The following is a 13,556-nucleotide window of genomic DNA, read 5'->3' as shown; positions in this document are numbered from 1 at the left end:
GCTCGAGTGGGCCACCAGCTGCCCGCCGCCGCGGCACAACTTCACCGAGCTGCCGCGGATCCGCTCGGAGCGCCCTGCCTTCGAGCTGCACTACCCGCACATGGTCGAGAAGATGCGCGCCGAAGCGCATGTCGGCCCGGGCAGCGACAAGCACAACGTCAACGTCCTCGAGGGTGCCGACCGTACCCCCGGCGACCATCCGCGCGCCTGAGCGCAGATCGACGATCGACCGAAGCCCCACCCGTGCACCGGGTGGGGCTTCGGCCTTTCCGTGGGTCCGGACCCGCGAACGGGAGCGACGGTTCGACCTGCAACAATGGACGGGCGAGCCGGTACGCGCGTGCGTCCGCGTGTACCTCGACAGACAAGCGATCGGAGACGTAGTGGCGTCTGACAGCACGGTGCTGGTGACCGTGACCGGACCTGACCATCCCGGCGTGACCTCGGTGCTGTTCGCAGCGCTGACACGGCACGACGTCGACCTCCTCGATGTGGAACAGGTCGTGATCCGCGGCCGGCTCACCCTCGGTGTCCTCCTCGTCTGCCCGACCGACGTCGAAGCGTTGCAGGACGAGGTCGAGTCCGCGATGGCCACCATCGGCATGCACGCCGACGTCCAGCTCGGTGCCGAGCGCGGTGCCCGCACCGTCTCGACCCACGCCGTCGTCGTGCTGGGCAGCCCGGTCAGCGCCAAGGCGTTGCGGTCGGTGGGCCGCACCCTCGCGGCCCAGGGCGCGAACATCGATTCGATCCGCGGTATCGCCGACTACCCGCTCACCGGCCTCGAGCTGATGATCACCGCGCCCGACACCAGCGTCGAGGCCGACGCCGCCCTGCGGCACGCCCTCGTCGAACTCGCCGCAGGTCTCGACGTCGACATCGCGGTGGAGCGCGGCGGTCTCGCCCGTCGTTCCAAGCGCCTGATCGTCTTCGACGTCGACTCCACGCTCATCCAGGGCGAGGTCATCGAGATGCTCGCCGCGCACGCCGGCGTCGAGGACAAGGTCCGCGAGGTCACCGAGGCTGCGATGCGCGGTGAGATCGACTTCGCACAGTCCCTCGAACAGCGCGTCGCGACCCTCGCGGGTCTGCCGGCGACCGTCATCGACGAGGTCGCCGAGCGGCTCGAGCTCACCCCCGGTGCCCGCACCACGATCCGGACGTTGCGCCGGCTCGGCTTCCGCTGCGGCGTCGTCTCGGGTGGTTTCCGTCAGGTGATCGACCCGCTCGCACACGAACTCGAACTCGACTTCGTCCGCGCCAACACGCTCGAGATCGTCGACGGCAAGCTCACCGGGCGAGTGGTCGGCGACATCGTCGACCGCGCCGCCAAGGCACGAGCCCTCCGCGAGTTCGCCGACGAGGCGGGCGTTCCGGTCGAGCAGACCGTCGCGGTGGGCGACGGCGCCAACGACATCGACATGCTGTCGGCCGCGGGACTGGGCGTGGCATTCAACGCCAAGCCGGCCCTGCGCGAGGTCGCCGACACCGCCCTGTCGTATCCCTATCTCGATGCGGTGCTCTTCGTCCTCGGTGTCACCCGCGAGGAGATCGAGGCGGCCGACCGCGTCGATGGAACCCTGCGGCGCGTCCCGATCGACGGCAGTGTCTGAGCTGGACCCCGACCTCGCGGACACAGCAGCCGAGCCGGTCTTCGAGGCCGCACCCGATCGGGTCTTCGACCCGGCATCGGATCCTGGTTTCGCCGAGCGCCACGGCGTACTCACGCGTGGTTACGGGCACCGGCCCGACCCGGAGGATCCGGCGAAGGTGCAGGCGATGCCGATCGTGCTGCACATCCCGAAGGTCGATCCGCCTGCCCGCAGCGCGGTGCTCGAGGCGGCCGCGACGGCCACGGTGGCACTGTGTTTCGACCCGCGGGTCGGTCCCGGCCCGGACGGTGAACCCGGCCCGTGGCAGGAACCTTTCCTCGCGTGGAACGACGCGCGGATCCGGAAGGTCGCGCGTCGCGCCCGCGGAGCGCACTGGCGTGCCGCGCAGGACGTCGACGGAGTCACCGTCGACCACGCCGGCGCCCAGGCCCGGGCGTTCGTGCCCGGCCCGGTGGGGGAGCTGGATCCGCGCATCTCCCGATTGCAGATCGGTGGCACCGACCTGCCCCACGACGATCCGCCCTCACCGGCGGACGGCGTTCCGATCCTCTGGGTGCAGAAGGACCTCGAGATGACCGTCGGCAAGGCGGCCGCGCAGGTCGGTCACGCCGCGATGCTGTTCGCCGGAGCGCTGGACGTCGACACCGCACGCGCCTGGGCGACCGACGGATTCCCGTGTGCCGTCCGCGACGCGGACGAGGACACCTGGCGCGAGCTGCTCGCCCGCGTGGAGGCTGGCACGGCCGTCGCGGTCCGCGATGCGGGCTTCACCGAGGTGGCCCCGGGTTCGATCACCGTGATCGCGGTGCCCGGCACGGTCAGCGGACGAGCCTGACCTCGACCAGAGTCGTGCCGGGAAGGACCATCTCGGCCCCGTCGGGCCGGAAGCCGTTGCGCCGGTAGAAGGTATGGGCGCGAGGGTTGTCCTCGGCCACCCACAGCTGCGCCGGTTCCGCGCCCACGACCGCGTCGAACAGTGCCTGTCCCGCACCGCATCCGTGGTGCTCGGGTAGCACGTACAGGGTGTGGAGCTGGAGCGCGCGAACGGGCGCATCGTCACCGATGGGGTCGCCCGCCGACGCGAATCCGACGATCCCGCCTTCGGTTTCCGCGACGCGCACGCGCAGGGTCTGCGGAGGGCGTCGGAGGATCGACCGCCACAGCGCCGCGTTCTGCTCGAATGCGTGGTGGTCGTAGAACGCCGCGGGAAGCAGGTGGCCGTAGGTGGCGCGCCACGTGATGTTCCGGACGCGCGCGATCGCCTCGGCCTCGTCGGGAGCGGGAACACGCACGCGGAATCCACCGACGGCGTCGATCATTCGCGCTCGATGGGGTCGTCGTCCGCGATCCGGAAGATCAGCACCGTCGGACCGTCGACCGGGTACGAACTGCCCACCCGCATCGGGGAGGTGTCCGCGGGCCTGCCGTCGGGGGCAGTCGAATCGAAGACGCACACGATGTCGCCGCGATACCACTCCGGTCCGGCGAGGGTCACCGTGGCGGCATCGCCCGAATGCAGAACGAACAGGCCGCTGCTGTCCTCGAGAGTGACGCCGGTGCGGGTCACGGTGCCGAGTTGCGAGCCGTCGACCCAGCCCTGCAGCGTGCGGCGACTGTCGTCGTGCCACGCATCCTCGTCGAGTTCGATCCCTTCGATGCCGAACCACACCAGATCGGGATAACCCACGGAGCGAGCACGCCCCTCGAAGAAGCGTCGCTGCCGCAGCACCGGGACACGCGTGCGCAGGCGGAGCAGTTCGCGCACGTAATCCGTTCGCGCACGGTCGGAGTCCTCCCAGTCCAGCGGCCAGGCGTCGCGGACGGGGACGTCCTCGGGGACGCAGTAGGCGTTGTTGTTGCCGTTCTGGGTGTGCCCGAACTCGTCGCCGGCGAGCAGCATCGGTGTGCCCGTCGACAACAGCAGCGTCGCGAGCATTGCCCGGATGTGCCGGTCGCGGGCGGCAAGGATCTCCGGATCGTCGGTCGGCCCTTCCACCCCGTGGTTCACCGACTCGTTGTTGTTCGACCCGTCCCGGCCCTCCTCACCGTTCTCGTCGTTGTGCTTGCGCTCGTACGAGACCGCGTCGGCGAGGGTGAAACCGTCGTGGGCGGTGACGAAGTTGACCGACATCCACGGCTGCCGGATGTTCCTGTCGTAGAGGTCCTCCGAACCGGTGAGCCGCGACGCCATCTCGCGGATCCCGGAACGTCCCGCCCAGTAGCGGCGCACGGTGTCGCGGTAGCGGTCGTTCCATTCGGCCCACTGCGCTCCGAAGTTCCCGAGCTGGTAACCGTGCGCGGTCGCGTCCCATGGTTCGGCGACGAGCTTGACATCGCAGAGGACGGGATCGGTGACGATTGCGGTGAGCAGCGCCGCCCGCGGATCGAACGCCCCACCGCGCGGACGGGCCAGTGCACTGGCGAGATCGAAACGGAAACCGTCCACCCCCATCACGTCCGCCCAGTACCGCAGGCTGTCGCACACCATCCGCACGACGATCGGTGAGGACGCGTCGAGGGTGTTGCCGCAGCCGGTCAGGTCGACATCCCGTCCGTGCGTGTCGAGCAGGTAGTAACCGGGCGCGTCGAGACCGCGCCAGGACAGACTCGGGCCGTCGACCGATGCTTCGCACGTGTGGTTGTAGACGACGTCGAGCAGCACCTCGAGCCCGGCGCTGTGGAAGGCGTCGACCATCGTCCGGAACTCGGCGATCTCGTTGCTCGGCGTGACGGCGTAGGCGGGGTGCGGCGCGAAGTACGAGGCGGTCGAGTAGCCCCAGTGGTTGCGCATCCCCCGCGCACGCACCGACGGTTCGGTCACGAAGGCCTGCACGGGCAACAGCTCGACGGTCGTCACCCCCAGCCCGACCAGATGGTCGATCACCGACCGGTGGGCGAGTCCGAGATAGGTACCGCGCAGCTCCGGCGGCACGAGCGGGTGGCGGGCCGTGTACGAACCGACGTGCAGTTCGTAGACGACGGTGTTCTCCCACGGCACGCGGGGCTTGTCGTGCATGGGGGTCAGGACGGGCGTCACCACCGACAGGGGTGTGTGCCCGAGCGAGTCGACGGTCGACATCGCACCGAACGGGTCGCCCTGGTGGGGGATCAGCCGGTCCGGATCACCGACCTCGCCGACGATCCGCCGGGCCCACGGGTCGAGCAGGATCTTGTGCGGGTTGGTACGCAGCCCCCACTGCGGTTGCCACGGCCCGTACGCGCGATAGCCGTACCGTTGCCCGGCGCCGACGCCGGGGACCACCCCGTGCCAGACCCCGTAGGTGCGGTCGGGCAGGTCCACGCGGTGTTCGTTCCCGTCGTCGTCGACGAGGCAGACCTGGACGCGATCGCTGTGCGGGGCGTGGACGGCGAAGCGTGTCCCACCGTCGACCGGGGTGGGTCCGAGCGGGAAGGCGGCCCGGTCGGGGAGCGCGACCGAGCCGGACACGACAGCAGATTCGGATGCGGAGGACGACACGGGAACCGATCCTGCCGCGTTTCCGGCTCGGGCGTAAGAGAAGATGGTCCGCGTGGCACAACCTGATCCCGATTTGCTCATCGAATTCGACGACGTAGTGGTCCGACGCGGCGGGAACGTCCTCGTCGGTCCCGTGACCTGGAAGGTGGAACTCGACGAACGTTGGGTGGTTCTCGGACCCAATGGGGCAGGAAAGACCTCGCTGCTGCGGGTCGCGGCGGCCGAGACGTTCCCCACCTCCGGCACCGCGCACGTCCTCGCGGAGACGTTCGGAAAGACGGATCTGTCCGAACTGCGACCCCGGATCGGATTGTCCTCCGCGGCCCTGGCCAACCGGGTGCCGAACGACGAGAAGGTCACCGATCTCGTACTCTCCGCGGGCTACGGCGTGCTGGGCCGGTGGCGCGAGCAGTACGACGACATCGACACGAGCCGCGCGGTCGAGATGCTCGAGAGTCTCGGCGCGGAACATCTCGCCGACCGTCTGTACGGGACGCTGTCGGAGGGCGAACGCAAGCGTGCGCTCATCGCCCGGGCGCTCATGACCGATCCCGAACTGCTGCTGCTCGACGAGCCCGCTGCCGGTCTGGACCTCGGCGGTCGCGAGGAACTCGTGGCCCGGCTCGGCACGCTCGCGGCCGACCCGGATGCCCCCGCGATCGTGCTCGTCACCCATCACGTGGAGGAGATCCCGCCGGGCTTCACGCACGCTCTGCTCCTGAAGGAGGGCGGTGTGGTCGCCCAGGGCCTGCTCGACGACGTGATCACCGCCGAGAACCTCAGCACGGCGTTCAGCCAGTCCATCTCGCTCGACAAGGTCGACGACCGGTTCTTCGCCCGCCGCACCCGCCAGGCGGGACGGCACCGCCGGTAGCTCCGGGTCGGGTGGTGCCGGGACCGATCGGCTAGGTTGAGGCCATGTCCAACGATCGCTCGGCATCCACCTTCGATCCCACCGCGGTACCCATCCGCGACGCGTCCACCGTGATGCTCGTGCGGGACTCCGCGCGCGGCATCGAGGTGTTCCTGCAGCGTCGTGTCGTCGGCATGGACTTCGCCGGCGGCATGACCGTCTTCCCCGGCGGCGGCGTCGACCCCTCGGACACCGACGCCGAGGTGCGGTGGACCGGCCCGGAGGTGACCTGGTGGGCCGAGCGGTTCGGTATCGGCGAGGCGCAGGCCCGCGCGCTGGTGCTCGCGGCCGTGCGTGAGACCTTCGAGGAGTGCGGTGTGCTGCTCGCCGGCCCCACCGAGGATTCGGTGGTGGCCGACACCGGCGACTACGCCGAGGCGCGTCGTCTGCTCGAAGCGCGCGAGCTGTCCTTCGGGGACTTCCTGGAGAAGGAGCAGTTGGTGCTGCGCGCCGACCTGCTGCGTCCGCAGGCGAACTGGATCACCCCGCTGGGGGAACGGCGCCGCTACGACACGCGTTTCTTCCTCGCCGCGGTGCCGGAAGGACAGCGGGCCGACGGCAACACCAGCGAAACCGATCTGGTGCAGTGGCAGACCGCGGAGGAGGCCCTCGCCGACTGGCGATCGGGCCGGTGCATCCTGCTCCCGCCCACGTGGAGTCAGCTGTCGATCCTGTCGGGCTTCGCCACGGTCGCCGACCTCATGGCGGCGGATCCGGTCATCGAACCGATCCTGCCGATCATGAGCCGCCGCGACGGGGCGGTCCACATCGCGTTCGACGGGGACGAGGCCTACTACGAGGTCGGTACTCATCCGTGGGCCCAGCGCTCCGACATCTAGGCTGAGGACCATGGCTGAATTCGTGACCCTCGACGTCTCCGACGGGATCGGCACCATCCGTCTCGACCGCCCTCCGATGAACGCATTGAACCGGCAGCTCCAGGAGGAGATCCGGGCCGCTGCGCGCGAGGCGACCGTCCGGTCCGACGTGAAGTCGGTGATCGTCTACGGCGGCGAGAAGGTGTTCGCGGCCGGCGCCGACATCAAGGAGATGGCCGACCTGAGCTACGTGCAGATGAGCGAGATCGTCGGCGACCTGCAGTCGGCCCTCGGGTCGATCGCCGACATCCCCAAGCCCACCGTCGCCGCGATCACCGGTTACGCCCTCGGCGGTGGCCTCGAACTCGCCCTCGGCGCCGACCGGCGCATCGTCGGCGACAACGTCAAGCTCGGCACGCCCGAGATCCTGCTGGGCATCATCCCCGGTGGCGGCGGCACCCAGCGACTGGCTCGGCTCATCGGACCGGCGAAGGCGAAGGATCTCGTCTTCACCGGTCGTTTCGTCGGCGCCGACGAAGCCCTGTCGATCGGTCTGGTCGACGAGGTCGTCGCCCCCGACGACGTCTACGAGGCTGCCCGTCGCTGGGCCGGGCAGTTCACCGGCGCCGCCTCGCGTGCACTCGCCGCTGCGAAGGCCGCGATCGACCAGGGTCTCGACACCGATCTGGACACGGGGCTGAAGATCGAACAGCACGTCTTCGCTGCGCTGTTCGCCACGAAGGACCGCACCATCGGCCTCGAGTCGTTCATCGAGAACGGACCGGGCAAGGCGAAGTTCGTCGGCGAGTGATGCCGACCGGCACCCGCACTTGTCCGCAGCTTACCGATGAGTAGGATCACCGCATGACTGCCAGCAGGACCGACGGGGTCGACCCCGCGCCGAATCCGCACGCCACTGCCGAAGAGGTCGCAGCGGCCCTCGGGGACACCAAGCTCGCCCAGGTGCTCTACCACGACTGGGAAGCCGAGACGTACGACGAGAAATGGTCCATCTCGTACGACGAGCGGTGCATCGACTACGCCAAGGGCCGGTTCGTCGCCGCTGCCGGCGACCAGCCGCTGCCCTACGAACGCGCACTCGAACTCGGCTGCGGCACGGGCTTCTTCCTCCTCAACCTCATGCAGGGCGGGGTCGCGAAGACCGGTTCGGTGACCGACCTGTCGCCCGGCATGGTGAAGGTCGCGCTCCGCAACGCCGAGAACCTCGGTCTCGACGTCGACGGCCGCGTCGCCGACGCCGAGACCATCCCGTACGACGACGACACCTTCGACCTCGTGGTCGGGCATGCCGTGCTGCACCACATCCCGGATGTCGAGCAGTCGCTGCGCGAGGTGCTGCGCGTGCTCAAGCCCGGCGGTCGTTTCGTCTTCGCCGGCGAGCCCAGCACGATCGGCAACTTCTACGCCCGCATGCTCGGCCGGGTCACGTGGGAGGCCACCACCAACATCACCAAGCTGCCCTTCCTGCGCGACTGGCGTCGGCCGCAGACCGAACTCGACGAGTCCTCCCGGGCGGCCGCCCTCGAGGCCGTCGTCGATCTGCACACCTTCGATCCGTCCGATCTCGAGAAGCTGGCCTCGTCGGCCGGAGCCGTCGAGGTCAAGGCGTCGAGCGAGGAGTTCGCCGCAGCACTGCTCGGCTGGCCGGTGCGCACCTTCGAGGCCGCCGTCCCGCAGGAGAAGCTGGGCTGGAACTGGGCGAAGTTCGCCTTCGGCGGCTGGAAGACGTTGAGCTGGGTCGACGAGAACGTCCTCAAGCACGTCGTGCCCCGCAGCTTCTTCTACAACGTCATGATCACCGGTGTGAAGCCCGGCAAGTAGTTGGGTTACGACTTCACCCTCGCCGACGTCGCGTACCTGACGTCGGACGACGGCCGCGACGCTCTCGCGAGCGTCGCCGACCGGGAACTGTCGACGCGTACGCGCCTTGCCGACATCGGCTGGGCGCGTACGCGTTTCGGTGATCGTGCCGGAATGCTCGTCGAAACCGTCATCCTGCGGCGCAAAGCGGAGGCGAAGATCGCCGGTGGCGCCGGGTGGGTGCTCACCGACGACGCCCTGCAGCAGTCCACGCCCACGTGCGTCGCGGCCCACCGCGCCGAGCGGTTGCGCGGGCGCACAGTGCACGACGTGACGTGTTCGATCGGCGCCGAACTCACCGAACTCGTCGGGGTCGCCGAGACCGTGATCGGCAGTGATCTCGACGATGTGCGTCTGGCGATGGCCGCGCACAACGTCCCCGGGGCTTACCTCCTGCGCGCCGACGCCCTGCGTCCGGTCACGCGAGACACCACTGTCGTCGCCGATCCCGCACGCCGTTCGGGTGGGCGACGGACCCACGATCCGGCGGCGCTGCAACCACCGCTGCCCGATCTCCTCGACGCCTACGCGGGCCGCGATCTCGCCGTGAAGTGCGCACCCGGACTGGATTTCGACTCGCTCGACTGGTCCGGTGAGGTCGAGGTCGTCTCGCTCGACGGCGGAGTCCGCGAGGCGTGCCTGTACTCACCGGGGCTGAGCACTCCCGGCGTGCGGCGACGGGCTGCGGTACTGCGTTCGGACGGCACCGGTTTCGAGATCACCGATGCCGCGGACGACGACATCCCGGAGCGGGAGCCGGGGGAGTGGATCGTCGACCCCGACGGCGCGATCGTGCGCGCCGGTCTCGTCCGTCACTACGCCGCCGCGCACGGATTGTGGCAACTCGACCCGCGGATCGCCTATCTCACCGGCGACAGCCTGCCCGACGGAGTACGGGGTTTCCGGATCGTCGAGCGTCTCAAGTACAGCGAGAAGACGCTCCGTCAGGCGCTCGCCCGCCACGACTGCGGTGCGGTCGAGATCCTCGTACGAGGTGTCGACGTCGACCCAGCGGTGTTGCGTCCGCGCCTGAAGCTGCGCGGGTCGGCCTCGCTCAGCGTGGTGCTCACCCGCATCGGCCGGACGCCGGAAGCCTTCGTCTGCACGCCGTCACGCTGACCGCCCGCGCGCGAACTCGCTGTCCTCACACGGACTGCGGTTCGCGCAGCACCACCACGTCGCCGTCGACGGTCGTGATCACGAACTCCCCGCCCGGGCCGACACCGGTCCCGACCGGCAGTCCGGTGGAGGGATCGAGGGGTTCCTCCTCGAGCGTCGCTCCGTCCGCGAGATCGAGCACCGCTGCTGCGAGAGCCCGATCGCCGTCGACGACCACATAGGCCCGGCCGTCGGCGGTCACCGCCGGCGCACCGTACGGAACCACGTCCGTCCGCTCCCACTCGACCTCGACGCTGTCGCCGGCGTCGCGCAGCGCCGTCAGCGGGGCGCTGCCGTCGGCCGACGCGAGGAGCAGCAGTCCGTCCTCCGTGACGGCGGGACCGAGCGCCGTGGGACGGCCGGTCTCGTGGGTCCACCGCGCCTCGCCCGTCTCCGCATCGAGCGCCCACAGGGCACCCTCCCCGTCGTGGACGTAGACGGTCGAACCGTCCGCGGACAGAACCGGACTCGTCACCGCACCTCCGGGAAGGTCGGGTACCGACCACTCCTCGGACACCACGGCGTCGTCACCGGCCGTGTAGCGCAGCGCCACGAGCGCAGATCGGTCCACACCCGGACGCCACACGGTGACGAACACGCGGTCGGTGGCGGTGTCGACGGCCGGCGTCGTGGCGACCGGGCAGTCCTCCGAACCACCGAAGCAGGCCGGCAGGCCGTGATCGCTCGCGAGTCGCGGCAGGTTCTGCCCGTCCTCGACGGTCGGCACCGGCACGAGATCGAACAGCGGTGCCTCGAGGTGCCCCGTCTGCGGGTCGACGACGTTGACCTGACCGAAATGCGTGACCACCAACAGGCTTCCGTCGGAGGTGAACTGTGCGCTGCGGGGACTGCCGCTCACGGGAATACGCCAGCGACGCTGGCCGTGCTCGTTGAACGACAGCAGTCCGCCGTCCTCACCGACGTAGATGTTCGCGACCCCGTCGGAGACGGGCGTGATCGTCGTGACGGCCGGGGCGAGACGCGTGCACCAGCGCTTGCGGCCCGTGTCCATCTGGAAGGAGAACAGATTGCATCCGGCCTCCGTCGAGGCCGTCACGGAGACCTGGCCGTTGGCCGCGATGCCGGCGGGGGAGCCGACCGGGCCGCCCAGCGGACGCGTCCAGCCGGGCGCGAGGTCCTCGACACTCTCGGCGGTCGCGGTGTTGCTGTTGCGGGCATCGGAGTGCCGTCCCGGCCAGCCACCACTCGACAACACGTCGTCGGTGCCGGCCCCACCGCCGCACGCGCTCAGCGCGAAGACCACCGTCAGCGCCGGGACCGCGGTCCGCAGGACACCCCGCATCACTCAACTCCTCCACAGGCGAAAGATTCGACGTGTCAGCGTATCGGGCCGGGGGTCGTGAGCCGCGAACGAGGCGGACCGTAGGCTGCCCCTATGACGAGCATGTGGGGTGCACCTCTGACGGCGAGGTGGCGCGGGTCCCGTCGAAGGGATCCCGAACAGGCACGATTCCTGACGCTGTCCTCTCTGAAGTGGGTGCTGGACAACAAGGCGTACACGCCGTGGTACCTGGTCCGGTACTACCGCCTGGCGAAGTTCCGGCTGGCCAATCCGCACGTGGTGCTGCGCGGCATGGTCTTCCTGGGCAAGAACGTCGAGATCCACGCGACGCCCGAACTGTCGCGCCTCGAGATCGGCCGCTGGGTCCACATCGGCGACGGCAACGCCATCCGCTGCCACGAGGGTTCGCTCCGGATCGGCGACAAGGTCGTCTTCGGCAAGGACAACGTCGTCAACACCTATCTCGACATCGAGATCGGCGCGTCGACGCTGGTCGCCGACTGGTGCTACATCTGCGACTTCGACCATCGCACCGAGGACGTCACCTACCCGATCAAGGACCAGGGCATCGTCAAGAGCCCCGTCCGGATCGGTCCGGACACCTGGATCGCTGCGAAGGTGACCGTGCTCCGCGGCACCCGGGTCGGCCGCGGTTCGGTGCTCGGAGCGCACGCGGTCGTCAAGGGTGACATCCCCGATTTCAGTATCGCGGTGGGTTCGCCCGCCAAGGTCGTCAAGAACCGTAAGGTGGCGTGGGAGAGCGCCGCTGCCGAGCGTGCCGCCCGGGAGGCGGCGCTCGCCGATATCGCACGGAAGAAGTCGGGAGACACGCCCGCGGACGTGCGTCAGTAGCGACGCGGGCCGGGACACTGTCGGGGGACAGCAGATGGACTACTCGGAGTATCGGAGTCACGACGCGACCGGTCTGGCCGAACTCGTCGCGACGGGGCAGGTGTCGGCGAGTGAGCTGCTCGAGACCGCGATCGCGCGGCTCGACACGGTCGAACCGACACTGAACACCGTCGTCCGCAGGCTCGACGACAAGGCCCGTGTCCGGGCACGCGAACCGCTCGACGGTCCGTTCGCCGGTGTGCCGTTCCTGCTCAAGGATCTGGGGCAGGATCTGGCCGGTGAGCCGACCTCGTGCGGGTCCCGTGTCCTCGCGGACCTGCCGATGGACGAGAACTCGGTGATCGTCGACCGGTGGCTCGAGGCCGGCCTGGTCCCGTTCGCCAAGACCAACACCCCCGAGTTCGGGGCGAAGGGCATCACCGAGCCCGAGGCGTTCGGGGCCACCCGCAACCCGTGGGACCCGTCGGTGACGCCGGGCGGGTCGTCGGGTGGTTCCGCCGCGGCGGTCGCGGCCGGCGTCGTTCCCGCTGCCGGAGCGAGCGACGGAGGCGGCTCCATCCGCATTCCCGCCGCCTGCTGCGGGCTCCTCGGGCTCAAGCCCGGACGCGGACTCGTGCCCACCGGTATACGCGGCGGCGAACCGCTGCACGGGGCGGCCACCAACGGGGTCATCTGCCGGACGGTGCGCGATGCCGCTGCCTTCCTCGACGTCATGGCCGGTCCGTACGCGGGCGGGCCGTATCTCGTCGAACGTGCCCAGTCGTACGCGGAGGCCGCGCGCTCGGCGCCGAAGCGGTTGCGGATCGGATACGAAACCGCCTCACCGATCGGGACGCCGGTCGATCCGGAGGCGGAGGCCGCGGTGGACGCTGCCGTCGCGGTGCTCGAGGAACTCGGCCATCACGTCGAGCCCGCCTCGACGGGTATCGACGAACGACGTCTCGCAGAGGACTTCCTCACGATGTGGTTCGCCACGGCCGCCGCGGAGGTCGCCGAGGCCTGCCGCCTCACCGGGGCTCGACCGGAGGACTTCGAGTTCGACACCCGCATCATCGCCGCCGTGGGCAAGTCGACCTCGGCATCGGATTACATTGCGGCACATGCCCGCTGGGCAGAGTACGCGAGCGGTCTCGCGCAGTTCCACGAACGCTACGATCTGTTGCTCACGCCGACACTCGCCTTCCCCCCGTCGCGCATCGGCGAACTCGACACACCCCGCTGGATGCGACGTGCCGGCGAGGCACTCCTGCGGACCCGCACCGCGTGGATCGCGACCCGGGCCGGTTTCATCGATCGGGTGGTGGACGACAATCTCGGCCGTACCCCCTACACGCAGCTCGCCAACATCACCGGACGACCGGCGATCTCGGTGCCGTTGCACTGGACGACGTCCGGTCTGCCGCTCGGGGTGCAGTTCGTCGGCCCGCTCGGTGGGGAGGGCGTGCTCCTCGCCCTCGCAGGCGAACTCGAACAGGCGCGGCCGTGGTTCGATCGGCAGCCGCCGCTCGCTCCGGCCGAGTTGTCCGCTGCTTCGTGAGCC

12 protein-coding genes and 1 pseudogene are annotated in these 13,556 nt (G+C 69.7%); 10 read left to right on the top strand and 3 right to left on the bottom strand.

Annotated elements, in window-relative coordinates; translation table 11 throughout:
• The 3 genes and pseudogenes from ACPCXD_RS21090 to ACPCXD_RS21080 all read left to right on the top strand — a co-directional run.
• A pseudogene (locus ACPCXD_RS21090) lies at positions 1 to 211 on the top strand (cytochrome ubiquinol oxidase subunit I); the annotation flags it as partial.
• A gap of 172 nt (positions 212 to 383) precedes the next feature.
• A complete protein-coding gene (serB, locus tag ACPCXD_RS21085) occupies positions 384 to 1,613 on the top strand; it encodes a phosphoserine phosphatase SerB (RefSeq protein WP_016696268.1) in 1,230 nt (409 codons plus the stop codon).
• Entirely contained in the window at positions 1,606 to 2,448 is an 843-nt protein-coding gene (locus tag ACPCXD_RS21080) for a peptidyl-tRNA hydrolase (protein WP_160875697.1), read from the top strand. The genes serB and ACPCXD_RS21080 overlap by 8 nt, the downstream gene beginning before the upstream one ends.
• Here ACPCXD_RS21080 and ACPCXD_RS21075 read toward each other — a convergent pair.
• Positions 2,432 to 2,932, bottom strand: a complete 501-nt coding sequence (locus tag ACPCXD_RS21075) for a GNAT family N-acetyltransferase (protein WP_016696270.1) — start codon at positions 2,930 to 2,932, stop codon at positions 2,432 to 2,434. The genes ACPCXD_RS21080 and ACPCXD_RS21075 overlap by 17 nt on opposite strands.
• Positions 2,929 to 5,061, bottom strand: a complete 2,133-nt coding sequence (gene glgX, locus ACPCXD_RS21070; RefSeq protein WP_423661099.1) for a glycogen debranching protein GlgX — start codon at positions 5,059 to 5,061, stop codon at positions 2,929 to 2,931. The genes ACPCXD_RS21075 and glgX overlap by 4 nt, the downstream gene beginning before the upstream one ends.
• 73 nt (positions 5,062 to 5,134) lie before the next feature.
• On the opposite strand from glgX, the gene ACPCXD_RS21065 reads away from it, so the two are divergent.
• The 5 genes from ACPCXD_RS21065 to ACPCXD_RS21045 are packed head-to-tail and all read left to right on the top strand — an operon-like array spanning position 5,135 to position 9,822.
• A complete protein-coding gene (locus tag ACPCXD_RS21065; protein ID WP_088897157.1) occupies positions 5,135 to 5,965 on the top strand; it encodes an ABC transporter ATP-binding protein in 831 nt (276 codons plus the stop codon).
• 44 nt (positions 5,966 to 6,009) lie between these two features.
• On the top strand, positions 6,010 to 6,843 hold the full coding sequence (locus ACPCXD_RS21060; protein WP_423661098.1) for an NUDIX hydrolase: 834 nt from the start codon (positions 6,010 to 6,012) through the stop codon (positions 6,841 to 6,843).
• A 10-nt stretch (positions 6,844 to 6,853) separates the two neighbouring features.
• On the top strand, positions 6,854 to 7,633 hold the full coding sequence (locus ACPCXD_RS21055; protein ID WP_016696277.1) for an enoyl-CoA hydratase-related protein: 780 nt from the start codon (positions 6,854 to 6,856) through the stop codon (positions 7,631 to 7,633).
• Positions 7,634 to 7,686: 53 nt separating this feature from the next.
• Positions 7,687 to 8,664, top strand: a complete 978-nt coding sequence (locus tag ACPCXD_RS21050) for a class I SAM-dependent methyltransferase (RefSeq protein ID WP_088897159.1) — start codon at positions 7,687 to 7,689, stop codon at positions 8,662 to 8,664.
• Positions 8,665 to 9,822 (top strand): THUMP-like domain-containing protein, encoded by a 1,158-nt coding sequence (locus tag ACPCXD_RS21045; RefSeq protein WP_423661097.1) that lies wholly within the window; start codon positions 8,665 to 8,667, stop codon positions 9,820 to 9,822. It abuts the gene before it with no gap.
• Between the two features lie 25 nt (positions 9,823 to 9,847).
• On the opposite strand, the gene ACPCXD_RS21040 is transcribed toward ACPCXD_RS21045, so the two are convergent.
• Positions 9,848 to 11,164, bottom strand: a complete 1,317-nt coding sequence (locus tag ACPCXD_RS21040) for an outer membrane protein assembly factor BamB family protein (protein WP_423661096.1) — start codon at positions 11,162 to 11,164, stop codon at positions 9,848 to 9,850.
• 93 nt (positions 11,165 to 11,257) lie between these two features.
• Between ACPCXD_RS21040 and ACPCXD_RS21035 the strand changes: the two genes are divergently transcribed.
• Together ACPCXD_RS21035 and ACPCXD_RS21030 are read left to right on the top strand one after the other, a co-directional pair.
• On the top strand, positions 11,258 to 12,016 hold the full coding sequence (locus tag ACPCXD_RS21035; protein WP_160875687.1) for an acyltransferase: 759 nt from the start codon (positions 11,258 to 11,260) through the stop codon (positions 12,014 to 12,016).
• Between the two features lie 34 nt (positions 12,017 to 12,050).
• Entirely contained in the window at positions 12,051 to 13,553 is a 1,503-nt protein-coding gene (locus tag ACPCXD_RS21030) for an amidase (protein ID WP_229565136.1), read from the top strand.
• Positions 13,554 to 13,556: the final 3 nt, after the last annotated feature.

This window comes from Rhodococcus sp. AB351 (genome assembly GCF_049538275.1).
Lineage (GTDB): Bacteria > Actinomycetota > Actinomycetes > Mycobacteriales > Mycobacteriaceae > Rhodococcus.
The sequence above is the reverse complement of the archived record's forward strand: the minus strand, read 5'-3'. Positions and strand labels throughout refer to the sequence as shown.